Raw genomic sequence first — 16,144 nt, 5'->3', positions numbered from 1 at the left:
CTCTGGGCCGACCGGTGTCGGAGAGCGGCTCGGACGGCCGGACCCGCAGCTGTCCGACGCTCGTCACTGGAAGGCCCCGTAGCCGGGGTCTGCCGGCTCCTCGACGGCCGACTGCTCGAACTGTCGTTCGATCTCGTCGTAGCGCTCCCGCGTCTCCGGCGTGACGCTGGGGTTGACCTCCTCCAGCGCCCGCTCGAAGTGCGCCATCGTCACGCGGACGTTCCCGACCGACTCGCGGACCTCCTCTCGTGTGACGCTCCCGACGAACTCGCGCGAGGCGCACATCGATGCCTCACGGGCGACCGCCTCGAGGTCGGCTCCGACGTATCCCTCGGTCCGACGCGCGATCGCCGCGAGGTCGACGTCGTCCGCGAGCGGTTTGTGTTCCGTGTGGACGTCGAGGATCTTGCGGCGTGCGTCCTCGTCGGGGACGGGCACGTGGACGTGTCTGTCGAGCCGTCCGGGGCGAAGCAGCGCCGAATCGATCAGGTCCGGCCGGTTCGTCGTCGCGATCACGACGACGTCCTCAAGCGCTTCGAGCCCGTCGAGTTCGGTCAACAGCTGGGAGACGACGCGCTCGCCGACGCCCGAGTCGGTCGCGCCGCCGCCACGCTCGGTCGCGATCGAGTCGATCTCGTCGAAGAACACGATCGTCGGCGCGTTCTCGCGGGCCTTACTGAACACCTCGCGGACGCCCTTCTCTGACTCGCCGACGAACTTGTTCAACAGTTCCGGTCCCTTGATCGAGATGAAGTTCGACTCGCTCTCGTTGGCGACGGCCTTCGCGAGCAGCGTCTTTCCCGTGCCCGGCGGCCCGTACATCAACACGCCTTTCGCCGCGGCCATGTCGAGCTGGTCGAACACCTCGGGGTACTCGAGTGGCCACTGGATCGTCTCGCGAAGCCGCTCTTTGGTCGTCTCGAGTCCGCCGACCTCGTCCCAGGTGACGTCGGGCACCTCGACGAACACCTCGCGCAGTGCCGAGGGTTCGATGCCCTTCAGCGCCTGTTTGAGGTCGTTTTCGGTGACCTGAATCGAGTTCAACACGTCCGCGTCGATCTCGTCGCTCTCGAGGTCGAGCTGCGGCCGGATGCGCCGGAGCGCGTGCATCGCCGACTCTTTTGCGAGCGACTCGAGGTCGGCGCCCACGAACCCGTGGGTGTTCTCGGCGTAGGCGTCGAGGTCGATTTCGTCCGCGAGCGGCATGTTCCGCGTGTGCACCTGCAGGATCTCCTTGCGTCCGTCGCGGTCCGGCACGCCCACCTCGATCTCGCGGTCGAACCGGCCGCCGCGTCGCAGCGCCGGGTCGATCGCGTCGACGCGGTTCGTCGCGCCGATCACGACGACCTCGCCGCGCTCTTCGAGCCCGTCCATGAGCGAGAGCAGCTGGGCCACGACGCGCCGCTCTACGTCGCCGCCGGCCTCCTCGCGCTTCGGGGCGATGGAGTCGAGCTCGTCCATGAACACGATCGCGGGCGCTGACTCGGTGGCCTCCTCGAACACGTCGCGAAGCTGCTCTTCGGACTCGCCGTAGTACTTCGACATGATCTCCGGCCCCGAGATCGTGTGGAAGCTCGCGTCGATCTCGTTGGCGACGGCCTTCGCGATGAGCGTCTTCCCCGTGCCCGGTGGTCCGTGGAGGAGGACGCCCTTCGGCGGATCGATACCGAGCCGCTTGAATAGCTCCGGGTGGCGCATCGGCAACTCGATCATCTCACGGACCTGCTCGAGCTCGTCGTCGAGTCCACCGATGTCTTCGTAGGTCACGTCCGGTGCCCCCTCGGCACCGGCTTCGCCGCCGGCACCGGCCCCGCTCACGATTTCCTCTGCGGGCTTCTCTGCGATCTCGATCTCGGTCGTATCGGTCACCACGACCGTCCCCGACGGCGCCGTGCCGGCGATCTTCAGCGGGACCGCCTGCGACTGTCCGCCCATGAAGCCGAACCCCAGCGGGAGCTGGACGTTCTGCCCCTCCGTGACGGGCTGTCCGCCGAGTTCGCGCCGGATCAGCGCATCGATGTTACCGCGGATGCCGAGTCGCTGTGGCAGGGCGACCGTGATCCGATCTGCGGGTTCGACGTCGACCTGCTCGACGGTCACGCGATCGTCGATGCCGACGCTCGCCTCTTGCCGAAGCTTTCCGTCGATGCGAATCACGCCGCTCCCGTCGTCTTCGGGGTAGCCGGGCCAGACGCGCGCGATGGCCGCCCCCTCCGAGCCCTCGACGCGAATGAAGTCGCCGCCCGAGAGGTCGAGCTCGTCGGCAGCGACCCGGTCGATCGCGGCGAGGCGCCGCCCGGCGTCTTTCTGTTTCAGCGGTTTGACGGTGAGGTTCATCGGTCCCCCCCGACCGTTACGACCCCGTTTTTCACCGTGACGTCCGTCGCCGGCCCGGGAAGATCGAACTCCGATTCGGCCGACTCCTCGCCGCGCGTCACCACGAGTATCGCCGTCTCTCCGACGGTGTCGACGTCGATCGCCTCGTCGTCGACGCCGACGTCGGCGGCGACGATCCAGCCGTCTTCGTACTCGTACCGACGGACGAGCGCACCGGCACCGGCCGATCGGGTCTGTCTGAGATTCATCCTAACCTCTAGTTAGGCGCGAAGATATATAAATAGTGCGGTAAAAATCGCAGGACGTGAGAAGATCACCCGACGAGTGGTTGTATTGCGGTTCGGGGTGGCTGTCGCCATCCCACGGAGGACGCGACGCGGCGTGGTCCTCCTCGGTGTGCCGGGCACGTCGGCGCCGGTACCACAGCTTTTTCGCCGCGGCGTCCGTATCCGAGTGTATGTCAGCCATACGCGACGCGCTTCGGGATCTCCCGGAGGCGGTGTTTGCGGACCTGCTCGAATCCGACGACGAGTACGTCCTCGTCGTCGATCTCCCCGGGGCGACCGCAGAAACCACTGATGTCCGATTCGAGGACGGCCGACTCTCCATCGAGGGACGCCGCGAGAAGTCGACCCCCGACGGCTTCCGGTACGTCCGTGAGGACCGCTCGCTGTTTCTCGACGCCGACATTCCGCTCCCGCCAGACGCCGACGGCGACGCTGCGAGCGCGGCACTCGACCGCGGCGTCCTCGAGGTGACGCTGCCCAAGCGTACGACCGGTGCCACCCGACAGATCCCGATCGGCGACGACGCCGACGAAGCCGGCGCCTGACGGGTGGTGACGCTGGTCAACCTCCGCGCCTACTGGCGCTTTTTCGTCGTCATCCGGCGGTTCTCGCCGCTGATAGTCGCCTACTGGCGGGACCGGAAGCGATTCTTCGTCGTCGGCGGCAGCCGCGACGTCGACGAGGCGACCCAGCGGGACCGCGCCGAGATCCTCCTCGATACGCTGCTCACGCTCGGACCGACCTTCATCAAACTCGGTCAGCTACTCTCGACGCGCCCCGACGTGCTTCCGCCCGCGTACATCGAAGTGCTCGAGGGCCTCCAAGACGACGTGCCGCCGGCCGGCTGGGAGGAGTCGAAACCGGTGTTAGAGGCGGAGCTCGGCCCCGTCGAAGAGACGTTCGACGACTTCGACACCGAGTCGATAAGCGGCGCTAGCTTAGGACAGGTGTACACGGCGACGTACCAGGGCGACGACGTCGCAGTGAAGGTCCGCCGCCCCGGGATCGAGACGCTCGTCGAAGCCGACCTGCGAGCGATCACGTGGTCGCTCCCGATCGTCAAACAGTTCATCGGCGGCGGCCGCGCCTTCTCGATCGAGAACCTCTCCGAGGAGTTCGCGAAGACCATCCGCGAAGAGATGGACTACCGGCGTGAACGCGAGATGCTCGAAGAGATCCGCGCGAACTTCGCGGACAACGACCGCATCCGCATCCCGACCGCCTACGAGTCGGCTTCCGGGCCGCGCGTCCTCACCATGGAGTACGTCGGTGGCACGAAGATCAGCCGCATCGACGAGCTCGACGCCGCCGGACTCGACCGCACCGCGATCGCCGAGACGCTCCAGGAGGTGTACCTCCAGATGATCGTCGACGACGGCGTCTTTCACGCCGACCCACACCCCGGCAACCTCGCGGTCGCCGACGACGGGACCGTGATATTCTACGACTTCGGGATGTCCGGACGCGTCGACCCGTTCATCCAAGAGAAGATCGTCGAGTTCTACGTCGCGGTCGCCCGCCAGGACACCGACGCGATCCTCGACACCCTGATCTCGATGGGGACGCTCTCGCCGAACGTCGACCGCGACGTCATGGGCGAGGTGATGGAGCTCGCCATCGCCGACGCCCGCGGCGAACAGATAGAACAGTACCGGGTCAACCAGATCATCGAACAGGTCGAGTCGACTATCTACGAGTTCCCGCTCCGGCTGCCGCGTAACCTCGCGCTCGTGTTGCGGGTCGCGACCGTCGTCGAAGGCGTCTGTGTGACCCTCGACCCGGAGTTCGACTTCATCGCGACCGCGACCGACTACCTCGAAGCGGAGGGGTACTACGAACAGACCGCCCGCGAACTCGCACAGGGGGCGGCGACACAGCTCCAGCGGACGACGGAGTCGCTCTTTACGGTTCCTCCGAAAGCCGAATCGTTCCTCGACCGCGCGAACCGTGGCGACCTCCACGTCGACGTCACCATCGAAGACGAGTCGCGGGTACTCGACAAGCTGGCGATGCGGATCGCCTACTCGGTGCTCCTCGCCGTCGGCGTCCTCTCGGCGACGATCCTCTATTCGTTCGCCAACGAGTGGCGCCTCGCCGCGGTCGTCCTGGTCTTGGCCGCCCCGCTCGCGGTCGCGCTGTACCGCTCGTTCCGCAACAAGCGTACGCTCCCGGGGAACCCACAGTTCACCCGCCAGGGTATGCGCGAGCGACAGAACGAGTGATCGACATCTCACGTATCGATCGGCGCCTCACGTGACCGGCACCAACCTCACCTCCGACACACCCACACGTCGTCACGCGTCTCAACGTCGTACCCTCGCTCGGTGAGCCACGCTCGGACCCGCGTGACGTGTGCGTCCTCCGGGCCGTGTACCTCGACGACGACCAGCGGCCGATGCGTCTCGATCGTCGCCGACGCGCCGCGAAGCACCGCCAACTCGTGGCCCTCGACGTCGATCTTGAGGGCGTCGGGTACGGGAATCGGGTCGCCGCCGTGGCCCCCGTCGTCCACCCCGGCTTCGATGCCGACGCCACGGACCAAGTCGTCGAGCCGGTACACCGGAACCTGCTCGACGCGCGTGACGCGTGCTCCCCACCGGGTCGCCTGCGCACGGTCGAACGCGGAGCACTTGGAGAACGACGACCGATAAAACGGCCGCGTGTCCCGCTCGTTACCGACGCCGATCCGTCGCCGGTCGAGCCGCCCTTCGAGGTCGTTTCGCGCCGCGTTTCGCGCCAGCCGGTCGGCGCTCTCGCCGTTCGGCTCTACGGCAACGACCCGGCGATCGGTTCCTACGGCCAGCGGGATCGCGTGCTCGCCGACGTGGGCGCCGACGTCGAGGATCACCGCGTCTGTCGGCGTCGCATTGAGCACGCGCAGTCCGGCGTCGTCTCCGTGGGGGTTCGTGGGCTCGTAGCTCCAGTAGGTCCCAGCGACGGTTCGCTTCGGGGTCGCGACTCCGACCGTGTACGTGAGGTCCGCGAGCCGGTAGGCCGCTCGAAAGCCGAGTCGCTCGATCCACGACGAACGCGCGCGCATCGTCGACGATCAGGGTGTGACGACCTGGATCGGCACGAGCAGGAAACACAGGGCGCCGACGCCGAACGTCACGACGCCGACGGCGAGCCGTGGCCACCCGAGTCGGCGTTCGTCGGCCGGGTCTGCGGGGCCGTTGAACGCGATGAGGAGCGAGAAGAACCCCCAGAACGCCCACAGCCCGACCGACTCGTTGAGACCGAGTCCGGCACCGTAGTAGAGGTAGGCCGCGATGGCGAAGAGTGCTCCCGGCACGAGCGAGGCGATCGTCTCTTGGCGTGGCCCGACCATCGCCCGGATCATGTGTCCGCCGTCGAGCTGTCCGACGGGGAGCAGGTTCAACAGCGTGAAGAACATCCCCACCCAGCCGCCGATGACGACGGGGTGTGCCGACAGCCGGGGGTCCGCGTACGACGTCGGCTGACCGACGACTCCGGCGATCAGGTCCAGAAGCGGCGGGTTGTTGAATCGGATCATCGTCCCGGTGTTCGCCGCGATGTCTGCGGGTACGCGGATCGGATCGAGCGAGAGACCGACAACGGTGACTATCACCGTCGCGACCAGCCCGGCCACCGGCCCCGCGACGCCGATGTCGAACAGTACCTTCCGGGAGGGCATTCGCCCGCGCATGCGGATGATCGCACCGAGCGTGCCGAACGGGAACACGAACGGGATCACGTACGGGAGCGACACCGGCACGCCGTGGTAGCGGCCGGCGACGTAGTGGCCCAATTCGTGTGTCATCAACACACCGAGGACCGCGGCGGTGAACGGCCACGCCTGTAGCAGGGTGAGCGGGTTCGCTCGTATCTCTGCGAGTGGGACGTAGTACCAGCCGTACGCACCGACGAACAGCGTCGAGAGGACGGTCGCGAAAAACAGGGCGACGTTGGCCCACGGCACGCCGTCGCGGCCGTGGGTGAACGGCGTCGCGACGACGACGTGCCCGTCCGGGTGGTGTTCGAGTTCGACGTCGTATCCGGCGTCGCGAAACGCCGGGACGAGCTTCCTGAGCAGCGTCCGCTCCGGCACGTAGGACTCGCCGACGTACCGGATACGGTCGTCGTCTCGGCGGACCTCGTCGACGCGAAAGAACGTTCCGAGGGGGTCGGGATGCGGCGCGTCGGGCGTCTTCGACCCGGTCCCGTCCGCTCGTCTTGCCATTGGCGAGCGTTACTGGCCGCCGATTATAAACCCCGCGTCACCGGCGCGTTCGGGTCGGTGGGCCATACGCTGGACGCGACCGTCGGTCCGTACGTTCGGGCCTCGAAGCGGGCGTCTCGGTCGGCAGACGATGCGGCCTGCGAGCGGGAGGTCGACCGTGGTCACTGCGCAGCTCAGGCCGGCTCGACGCGCCACGTCGTCGCGCCGGTGTACGACCACTTCTCGACGGTGAGTTCGGTCGCCGAGTCGCTGAGTTTCACCATCAGCGCGCCGATCTCTTTCGGCGAGAGGCCGACGTCGTCGGAGATGAACTTCCCCTTGAAGTACATCTCACCGTCCTCGACGCGGTCGAGCAGGTACCGTTTCAGCCGTTCTTCTTTCCCGATCTCGTCGGCTGTGTCGGCGTCGGCAGCGGGAGTTGCAGTCGCGCTCATGGGACACGCAGACGTACGGTGCCGTGATAGTATATAAACACCTGACCGTTGGTCGCGGTTCGGCTCGTTTCACCGATCTGGGGCGCGTAAAACGTCTCGACAGAACCGTTCATGCGGAGCGTAGATCGTTCGAGACATTTTATTCACTCTTTTGAAGCTGTCTCGTCGCGAACGCCTCGACGAAGGCGAACCCCGACATCCAGCGTTCGAACCGGGTATGTTGCGGCACCTGTTTCCGGTACTGACGGACCGCGCACCCGGCCCGCTCCGGCGGGGTGTCCGTCTCCACGCCGCGTTCGCTCTGTGGTCACTCGCGCTCGTGGACCCAGAACGCCTCCGACTCGGTGGTCTCTTTTTTGAATATCGGTACCTCGTCTTTGAGTCGGTCGATCCCGTCTTCGACGGCGCGAAACGCCTCGGCGCGGTGGCCGGCTAACACCACCACGAACACGATGTCTTCGCCGGCCTCGACGACGCCGGTGCGGTGGTGGAGCGCTACCTCGAACACGCCGTCGCGGTCGGTCAAATCGGCGGCGATCGCGTCCAGCCGCTCCGCTGCGACCCCGGCGTACTTCTCGAACGCGAGGTGCGTGGTCCGGTCGTCGTCCGGGCCGTCCCGCGCGCGAACCCGACCGGTGAACGTCGCGATGGCTCCCGATCGCGCCGCACTCGGACCCGACGTGACCTCGGCGACGAGCTCCTCACGGGTCACCCAGGGCTCGGCGTCGGAGAGTCTGTCGACGAGCGCGTCGACGTCGACGTCGGCGGCCCGCGCTGCGACCTCGACGACGTCACCCGGCGTGTCGTCCGGGTCGACGTCCGCGCCGAGTAGCACGGTTGGCACGCGGAGGCGGTCGTAGCCCACGGCGACGAGGTAGTCGTGGTCCGGGGCGAGCCCGTCGAGCAGGTCGTCGAACGACGCGTTCGTCCCTCGACCGCTCCACGAGCCGTCCGCTCCCACGTCGACGGTCGTCGCGGGCACGCCACCAGTGCGCTCTGGACGCTCGGAGGCGACCGATCCCCCTCCGTCGGGCGTCGGTGACCCAGTCGACTGGCGCACGAGCGCGACCCGCCCGTCGAGCGTCTCGACGAGCGTCTCGGCGAGCGCGGCCGCGTCGGACCCACAGATCGATATCGGCTGCATACGTGACCGGAGGCGGCGAGCGGCTTAGTCGTTTTCCAGCGACACGCCCGGGTGATCCGTCGGCGCTACGTCGTCGGCCGTGACCGCCGTCCCCACGCGACGCCACCGGGCTCGTACTCGCGGGGGACGGTCGCCGTCACGGTCGTCCCGTGCCGGCTGTCCGAGGCGAACTCGAGATCGCCGTCGACACACTCCGTCCCCCACTTCACGAGCCAGAGTCCGAGCCCGCTCGTGTGACTGAGTGGGGTCTCGGTGCCGGAGTTCAACACTCGCAGCTCTTCGTCGTCGATCCCGGGACCGTCGTCTTCGACGCGTACCTCCACGACGTCGTCCGTGACCGTGGCGTACACGTCGACGCGTCGGTCCACCCCGACGTTGTGGCCCGCCGCATTCTCGACCAGGTTCGCCACGACGACCGCGAGCGCATCGGGCACGACGACTCGCTCGTCGACGTCCGGCGGATCGAGTCGAAACGTCACCGAGGGAAAGGCGTCTCTGGCGTCCGCGAGCGTGCGGTCGAGGACCCGCTCGAGAGCCTCCGTGGCGCGCGCGTCCGTCACACCTTCGAAGAGTTCGACGGCGTCTCGGCCCTTCTCGCCGAGCTCGACGATGCGCCTCGTTCGCTCGGTGATCGTCTCTGCCGTCTCACCCCCCGTGCGTTCGGCGTACCCCTGTATCACGTTCGCTTCGGTCCGAATGTTGTGCCGAAGCACGCGGTTGAGCACTGCCAGCCGCTGTTGGTGTCGGCGGTAGTCGGTCACGTCGTGGAGCGTGAACACGTGGCCGAGCGTCTGCTCGTGGCGGTCGGTGAGCGGCGTGACGCTCAGGTCGTACGACCGAGCCGTGGTCGCCGTGCCCATCGTGAGGACGTCTCGGCCGCCATCAGAGAGGAGTCCGTCGTCGACCGGAAGCACCGCGGACGCGTCGGCACCGAGCGCCTCTTCGACCGCCACGTCCAGAATGTCGGCACCGGTCCGGTTTATGTCCACGATCGTATCGTGGCCGTCGACGACGATCGCACCCTCGTGGATGTGGTCGAACAGGTACTGCTTCGCGCGCCACGTCGGTGCCGGGTTGGCGTCGAACAGGTCGAACTGGTCTATCGCACCGAGGTAGGCGACGCCCGAGACGGCGAACGCGATCGGGGTGGGGTCGGTCCCGGCGATCGAGACCGCATCGAAGTTGTAGAGCACGTTCGTCGCCCACGGCGTCAGGATCCCGACGAGGAGCGCGGCGCTCTGTCCGCGAAAGACGGTCGCACGGCTCGAGAGCAAGCGCACGATCGGAACGACGCCGAGCACACCGAGCGCGTAGGTGTATCCGGCGGCGACCGCGTGCCAGAGTCCGCCCTGTTCGACGGTCACGGTACCGTCGGCAGCCACACCGGCCTGCTCGATCCACAAGAGGTCGTGTGCCGGTTCGGTCAACGCGAGCGCGACCGTCACCGCGGGCACGACTGCGAGGAGTGCGACGTTTCGGCGGGTGATACGGTGGTCGCGACCGGCGTACTCGAGCGCGAACAGCACCCACGCGACGGGGACGAGCATGACCCCACACCACGCCACCCGCGTCCACCACAACGTCTCCGCCGGGGTCGCCGCCGTGAGGCTAAACACGATACACGTCGCCCACCACGACTGACCCACGAGGAGCCAGACGAGCGGAACCGCACCCGGCTCTGGGCGGGCGCGCCAGGCTAGGATCCCCGCGCCGCTGCCGACGGCGATGGCACCGAGCAATGCGAGTACCGGTACCGACGGCGGGGAGAGCACAGACACACCAACTGCACCCTCGCATATGAATCTCGGGGAGCCCCTAGATGCGGATGGGAGTGGGGTGACCCGGGCCGTACGCGATTCCACCCGGGACGCCCTCTGCGTCGAGAATCGACGCCGCGCGTCGCGGCGGTCGAACGCGGACCACACCGCACCGAGCCGTGTGCGTTGGCCTCAGACGCCGATCGCGGTGAGCCCCCAGAGGACACCGAACACGAGGAGGTGTTTCGCCTCACAGGCGACGCTGAGTCGACCGAGCGCCGTCGTTCGACCGACGAACCAGGCGAGCACGAGCGCGTACCCGAGACCGACGAGGATCGCCACTCCGACCGAGACCGAGAGGAGCCCGGTCAGCGTCGCCGTGCCAACGAGCGCGACGAGCAGCACGTCGATCCCGTACAGGACGTGTCTCGTCCGCCGTACCCCGAGCACGACCGGGAGCGTGTGGACACCGTCTTCTGCGTCCGCCTCGACGTCTCGGACGTTCGGAATCTCGGTGTTGACGAACGTATCGACGAGAAAGTACGTGAACACGACGACCACGAGTGGCGTCACGGCGGCGTTCGCGAACGCGATCGGGAGCCCGACGACGGCAAGTGCCCACGCCGTGGCAACGAGCGTCGAGTTCACCACGAAGACGCGCTTCAGCCGCTTACAGCGCGTGCTGAGGGTCGGAAACCACGCCGAGGCGTACAGGACCCAGAACGCGCCCGGCACGAGCGTGATCCCTACCGCGAGCGGTCCACCGGTGACCGACAACGCGATCGCGACGCCGTACGCGCCGGCCGAGGTAATAGACAGCAGCGTTCGGTGGCGGGCCACGAACGCGCTGCGTTCGGGACAGGTGCGCTCGTCACGCTCGGCGTCCGCGATGCGATCGCCGGCGTACACGGCGTAGGCGACGAGTCCGACGACGACCGGTGCGGGCGTCGGACCGGTCGACAGCGCGGCGTGAACGGTCGCAACCTCTGCTACTGCGATGCACACGAGGTACATCGAACTATGCGTCAAAACCGTCGTGAGACGCCGCCCAGCGCCTACGATAGACGCGAGCACGTCGGCGTACCACGGAGCAGTCTCGTCCGTGGTCGCCGAGGCGTCGGTGGTCTTGCTAGCCATAGTGTCGGCGAGCGGCGAGCCGGCTCGCCGCGTAGTTCCTGTCCCGACAGCCGCCTCAACCCACGGGTGCCGACCGACGTCGACGACCTCGTGGTCACCGATTCGCCTCGGTCCCGACCCGGGTGATCCCCGATTGCAGCGTCGTCGACGCCGCAGCCGTTCGTCCGATCGACCGATCAAATATTTACTACACAAGTAGTGTTACTCGTTACACATCGCTCGTCGACCCCGCAGAAATCGATCGAACCGGCCGACGAGACGCAAAACAACCCTGGCCCTTTTTGAGGACGTGTCTGGTATACGAACCAATGCTTCCGCATGCCGACGACTCGATCTCGCGTAACGGCAAGTCGATCATCTTGGCGTACGACCACGGCCTCGAGCACGGCCCCGTCGACTTCGAGCCGAACCCGGAGACCGCCGACCCCGAGCGGCTCTTCGAACTCGCGACCCACGACGCGGTGACGGCGATCGCCGTCCAGAAGGGCATCGCCGAGGCGTACTACTCGGACTACGAAGACGACGTCAGCCTGCTCGTGAAGCTGAACGGCACCTCCAATCTCTGGCGCGGTGAGCCCGACAGCGCGGTCAACTGCTCGCCCGAGTACGCCGCCGAGTTGGGTGCCGACGCGGTCGGATTCACCGTCTACGGCGGTTCAAACCACGAGGTCGAGATGGCCGAGGAGTTCCGCGAGGCACAGGAGGGCGCTCGCGAACACGACATGGGCGTCGTCATGTGGTCGTACCCGCGCGGTCAGGGACTGCGCAACGACAACAGCCCGGAGGTCATCTCGTACGCCGCCCGCCTCGGGCTCGAGCTCGGTGCCGACGTCGTGAAGGTGAAGTACCCCGGCTCGGCGGCCGGAATGGGTGAGGCCGTCGAGATGGCCGGACCGGCCAACGTCGTGATGTCGGGCGGGACGATGCGCGACGACGAGGCGTTCTTACAGAACGTCGCCGACGCGATCGACGCCGGTGCCCGCGGCCTCGCCGTCGGCCGCAACGTCTTCCAGCGAGACGACCCCGAGCGAATCCTCGACGCGCTCGAGGCGGTCGTCTTCGAGGAGGTCGACCCGAGCGAGGCGCTCGCCGTCGCCGAGGCCGCCGACTGATGGCTGCGACCGACCCGACGGTCGAGGCGGTGTTCGATGCGGTGGCGTCGACGGCACCGACCATCCGCGACGCGCTCCCGGGCCGCCGCGTCGAGCACGGCACGGAGAACCCCTCCGGGGAGACGGTCCTCGCCGGCGACGTGTACGCCGACGAACTCCTCGCAGACGCGCTCGGCGCGGTCGACGGCGTCGGCTCGTTCGTGAGCGAAGAGCGTGCGTCGCCGGTCGACGTCGGGGACGGATACGCCGTCGCGGTCGATCCGCTCGACGGCTCCTCGAACCTCCGGTCGAACAACGCCATGGGCACGGTCGTCGGCGTCTACGACGGCGCGCTGCCGACGTCCGGCCGGGACCTCGTCGCTGCGGGATACGTCCTCTACGGACCGATCACGACGATGGTCGTCGCCGACGAGACCGGAGTCCGCGAGGAGGTCGTCCAGCAGGACGGGCCGGACGAGACGGCCAGCCGGTCGGTCGTCGACGACGACCTCTCGCTGCCCGCGGAGCCGACCGTCTACGGCTTCGGCGGACGGGTTCCGGACTGGCCAGCGGACTTTCACGCGTACGCTTCGGCGATCGAAGCGGAACTCAAACTCCGGTACGGTGGTGCGATGGTCGGCGACGTAAACCAGGTAGTGACGTACGGCGGGGTGTTCGCCTACCCGAAGCTCACCGACGCCCCCGAGGGGAAGCTTCGGCTGTCGTTCGAGGCGAATCCCATCGCGTACGTGATCGAACGGATGGGCGGGGCTTCCTCCAACGGAACCGGGTCGATCCTCGACGTCGAACCGGACGGGATCCACGACCGCGTGCCCCTGTACGTCGGTAACCCAGCGCTTATCGACCGGCTCGAAGCCGCACTCGAGGAGTGAGATCCTCTCCACGTCGAGACGCGAGGCCGCCGCCGTGACGCACGCACGCTCGACCGTCACGCTCGCCGGGTGATCGCGTGGACGCCTCGCTCACGACGATGCCCGGTCGTCGTCGGCCGTCCAGCGTCTCGCACCGGGCAGCATTCCGACGAGGGTCGTCACGTATCCGAACCTGAATAGACCGAACTGTGAGAGCGCTCCGAGCACGAACACCGCGAGGAACGCGGGCGCGGTGACGTCGAACAGGAGCGGCTCGACGGTCACTCCGTCCGCGGCGGCCGCGAGAGAGGCGGGTGTGAGTTCGCGTGCCGCCAGCGCGGCACCGATGAACGCGGTCGAGACCACGAGCGTCGTCCGCGTGAGCACGACCCCGACCAGTGCGCCGACCGCGACGCCCGCGAGCGTCGCGCCGACGAGTAGGACGGTCCCCGCAACGCCGGCCGCGTCGGCCGCGTAGAGCGGCCCGACGGCGAATCGACCGAGGAACGCGCCGACGACGCCCCCGATCGCGAGCACGGCGACCGAGAGCCCCGTGTACGCGAGGAACCCTCCGAGCGCACCACCGACCGCTACCGCCGCGGCGGGAACGACGAGGCCATCGGCGGTCACGAGGCCGGACAGCGCCGGTACCGCGAGATACCCCGCGCCCGCGCCGATCAGGAGCCCGGTCAACGAGACGGCGTAGACGGAGACGGCCGCCCCGACGAACGCGAGCAGGAGACCGGCGACGACGACCCCCGCGTCCAGTGGCGTGATCATACTCATCCCTGGGCCGTCATCGGATATAAAACGTCGCGCCGTGCGCCGCTCACCGCGCACGCCGAGCCGCCTGGCGGTCCAGGTACCGGGTGACACCGCCGACGGCGAGTCCGAACCCTGCGACGAGCAGCAGAAAGCCGACGAGTCGGCTCGTGCCGAGCGTCATGAGCGCCAGCACGACCCCGAAGAGGAGGGCGAACACGCCGCCGACCGCGGCCGCCACGTCGAGCAGCGGCGAGGGCTGCACCGTCTCACAGTGCGGACAGATCCGGGTGGTCCGCGGGATCGGTTCGCGGCAGTCGACACACCGAACGCGCTCGCGCGACACGGGCACGATTCGACCCCCGGCGACTTAGCTCGCTCGCCGCGGTGTGTGGCCTCAGTCGTCTGCGGCAGTCGCACCCGCGTCGGTCGCCGCTCCCAGCGTTTCTTCGACCTGCGTGACGACGAGTACGAGAGCGACGACGGCGAGGCCCGCGCCGACCGCGAACGGGACCACGAACCCGAACCCGACGAGGAACCCCGACGCGAGGGGCCCGAGCGCGATCCCAAAGCCGAACCCCATCGTGAGCACCGACAGCGTCGTGCCGGACTCACCCTCCCGTGCGAGGTCGCCGGCGAGCGCGAGCGAGGGCGCGAACACGCACGCCACGGCGACGCCCTGGCCGAGCCGTACCAGCGTCATGACGACGGGTGAGAGGACGAGCCCCTGCAGGAGCGTCGTCGGGCCGAGGAGCACGAATCCAGCGAGCAGGAACGGCCGCCGCCCGACCCGGTCGCTCGCTCGTCCGACGGGCACCTGGAGGGCGACGTTCGCGATGGTGACTGCCGCGAACTGGATCCCGAACCACACCGGTGCCTGGTTGAGCCGGAGGTTCACCTGGTTCTGGAGCGTCGCGTACAGCGCGATACAGAGGCCCATCGCGACCGTCGCGACGCCGAGCACGAACACGGGGTCGAAGAGCCGGTCGTCGCCGCGGACCCGGATCGACACGTCGTCGCCGGCAGCGGCCGTGTCGGCGGCGTCGTGGACGAGGGCGTACACGAGGACGAAACTGAGGTACGCGCCGAGACAGGCGGCCGCGAACGCGGCGTCGAAGCCGTTTATTATCGGTAATCCGACCGCCGAGAGGTCGTAGGGGCCGCCGTCGACGACGATACCAGCGAGGACGGGACCGAAGCCGAACCCGATCAGCCGGAAGGTGTTGAAGACGCCGAAGTTGCCGCCGCGTTTGTCGGCGCTCGCGGCGTACTCGTTGACGAGTGCCACCGTCGCGGGGATCGTCAACGCGGCGCCGAACCCCTGTATCGCCCGGAGGACGATCAACAGCCAGTACGAGTCGGCGAGCGTGTACAGGCCGCTCGCGGTCCCCAACAGCACGATTCCGCCGAGCACGAACGGGCGTCGGGTAGCGAGGCGGTCGGAGAGTCGACCCGTGAACGGCTGTGAGAGACTGTTTAAGAAGCCGAACAGCGAGAGGACGACTCCGATGAGGAGCGGTTCGGTGAGCGTAACGGTCGCCGAGCCGACTCCGACGGCCGTCCCGAGGAGGGCGTTGAGGTCGATGAGGTCGCTGGCGACGTACAGCGGAAGCACGACGATGAGAAACGAGTTACCGACCGCGCCGACCATTCGCGCGAGCGCGAGGACGATCACCCGTCGGTCGGTTTCGACGATGTCCGTTATCGACCCCATTCACGGGACGTGCGCTCCGGTCGGTGAAGGTGTTTGCGAACGCCGGGAGTCGATCCGGTTTCACCCATGGACCGACGAGGTGGCCACCTCAACGCCCCAGGGCCACCTCCACGCGGCTGCGCGTCTGCACGGTGCCCCGACTACCGCGGTGGCGCGCGCCTCGTGAGGTCGCCGGAGGCGGGCTCACGAGCGCGCGCGAGGGATGAGCGAGTCGCCGCAGGCGACGAGCGAATCGGCTGGGGAGGGTGTGGCGAAGGAGTGTCCGGCGGTCACGCGGTCGGCTCGGCCACACACCCACGACCAACGTATCGAATCGGCTGGGGAGGGTGTGGCGAAGGAGTGTCCGGCGGTCACGCGGTCGGCTCAGTCGTACACCCACCACACACGTGTCGCTTCTCGCCGATAGCT

The 16,144-nt window shown here is 67.9% G+C and carries 15 protein-coding genes; 4 read left to right on the top strand and 11 right to left on the bottom strand.

Going from position 1 to position 16,144, the window contains the following annotated elements; translation table 11 throughout:
- Positions 1-63: 63 nt before the first annotated feature.
- Entirely contained in the window at positions 64-2,337 is a 2,274-nt protein-coding gene (locus ACNTAO_RS07470; RefSeq protein WP_435161337.1) for a CDC48 family AAA ATPase, read from the bottom strand.
- Positions 2,334-2,585 (bottom strand): DUF7127 family protein, encoded by a 252-nt coding sequence (locus ACNTAO_RS07465; protein WP_435161336.1) that lies wholly within the window; start codon positions 2,583-2,585, stop codon positions 2,334-2,336. The genes ACNTAO_RS07470 and ACNTAO_RS07465 overlap by 4 nt, the downstream gene beginning before the upstream one ends.
- 209 nt (positions 2,586-2,794) lie before the next feature.
- On the opposite strand from ACNTAO_RS07465, the gene ACNTAO_RS07460 reads away from it, so the two are divergent.
- Positions 2,795-3,169, top strand: a complete 375-nt coding sequence (locus tag ACNTAO_RS07460) for an Hsp20/alpha crystallin family protein (protein WP_435161335.1) — start codon at positions 2,795-2,797, stop codon at positions 3,167-3,169.
- A gap of 3 nt (positions 3,170-3,172) precedes the next feature.
- Positions 3,173-4,846, top strand: a complete 1,674-nt coding sequence (locus ACNTAO_RS07455) for an ABC1 kinase family protein (RefSeq protein WP_435161334.1) — start codon at positions 3,173-3,175, stop codon at positions 4,844-4,846.
- Between the two features lie 47 nt (positions 4,847-4,893).
- Here the strand turns inward: ACNTAO_RS07455 and ACNTAO_RS07450 are convergent, their stop codons facing one another.
- The 6 genes from ACNTAO_RS07450 to ACNTAO_RS07425 all read right to left on the bottom strand — a co-directional run bounded on the left by ACNTAO_RS07450 (position 4,894) and on the right by ACNTAO_RS07425 (position 11,297).
- Positions 4,894-5,664: an FkbM family methyltransferase gene (locus ACNTAO_RS07450; protein ID WP_435161333.1), complete on the bottom strand. Its 771-nt coding sequence runs from the start codon at positions 5,662-5,664 to the stop codon at positions 4,894-4,896.
- 9 nt (positions 5,665-5,673) lie between these two features.
- Entirely contained in the window at positions 5,674-6,825 is a 1,152-nt protein-coding gene (locus ACNTAO_RS07445) for a site-2 protease family protein (RefSeq protein WP_435161332.1), read from the bottom strand.
- Between the two features lie 173 nt (positions 6,826-6,998).
- Positions 6,999-7,259, bottom strand: a complete 261-nt coding sequence (locus ACNTAO_RS07440; RefSeq protein ID WP_435161331.1) for a DUF7123 family protein — start codon at positions 7,257-7,259, stop codon at positions 6,999-7,001.
- A gap of 307 nt (positions 7,260-7,566) precedes the next feature.
- Positions 7,567-8,403: a molybdopterin synthase gene (locus tag ACNTAO_RS07435; protein WP_435161330.1), complete on the bottom strand. Its 837-nt coding sequence runs from the start codon at positions 8,401-8,403 to the stop codon at positions 7,567-7,569.
- 65 nt (positions 8,404-8,468) lie between these two features.
- Complete coding sequence (locus ACNTAO_RS07430) at positions 8,469-10,175, bottom strand: sensor histidine kinase (RefSeq protein WP_435161329.1); 1,707 nt, start codon at positions 10,173-10,175, stop codon at positions 8,469-8,471.
- A 177-nt stretch (positions 10,176-10,352) separates the two neighbouring features.
- Positions 10,353-11,297 carry a UbiA family prenyltransferase gene (locus tag ACNTAO_RS07425; protein ID WP_435161328.1) on the bottom strand — a complete coding sequence of 315 codons (945 nt, stop codon included), beginning with the start codon at positions 11,295-11,297 and terminating at the stop codon, positions 10,353-10,355.
- A 308-nt stretch (positions 11,298-11,605) separates the two neighbouring features.
- Between ACNTAO_RS07425 and ACNTAO_RS07420 the strand changes: the two genes are divergently transcribed.
- Complete coding sequence (locus ACNTAO_RS07420) at positions 11,606-12,409, top strand: class I fructose-bisphosphate aldolase (RefSeq protein WP_435161327.1); 804 nt, start codon at positions 11,606-11,608, stop codon at positions 12,407-12,409.
- Entirely contained in the window at positions 12,409-13,281 is an 873-nt protein-coding gene (locus ACNTAO_RS07415) for a class 1 fructose-bisphosphatase (RefSeq protein WP_435161326.1), read from the top strand. Before ACNTAO_RS07420 ends, ACNTAO_RS07415 begins: the two co-directional genes overlap by 1 nt.
- Positions 13,282-13,371: 90 nt before the next feature.
- Here ACNTAO_RS07415 and ACNTAO_RS07410 read toward each other — a convergent pair whose 3' ends face one another.
- Genes ACNTAO_RS07410 through ACNTAO_RS07400 form a run of 3 tightly spaced genes read right to left on the bottom strand, consistent with a single transcriptional unit; the run spans position 13,372 to position 15,736 of the window.
- Positions 13,372-14,040 carry a phosphate ABC transporter permease gene (locus tag ACNTAO_RS07410; protein ID WP_435161325.1) on the bottom strand — a complete coding sequence of 223 codons (669 nt, stop codon included), beginning with the start codon at positions 14,038-14,040 and terminating at the stop codon, positions 13,372-13,374.
- Positions 14,041-14,089: 49 nt separating this feature from the next.
- Positions 14,090-14,368: a zinc ribbon domain-containing protein gene (locus ACNTAO_RS07405; protein WP_435161377.1), complete on the bottom strand. Its 279-nt coding sequence runs from the start codon at positions 14,366-14,368 to the stop codon at positions 14,090-14,092.
- A 51-nt stretch (positions 14,369-14,419) separates the two neighbouring features.
- A complete protein-coding gene (locus ACNTAO_RS07400) occupies positions 14,420-15,736 on the bottom strand; it encodes an MFS transporter (RefSeq protein ID WP_435161324.1) in 1,317 nt (438 codons plus the stop codon).
- Positions 15,737-16,144 lie beyond the last annotated feature (408 nt).

It is taken from the genome of Halorubrum zhoui (genome assembly GCF_051194155.1).
GTDB lineage: Archaea > Halobacteriota > Halobacteria > Halobacteriales > Haloferacaceae > Halorubrum.
Note: the sequence above shows the minus strand (reverse complement) of the source record. Positions and strands in the feature narration are given on the sequence as shown.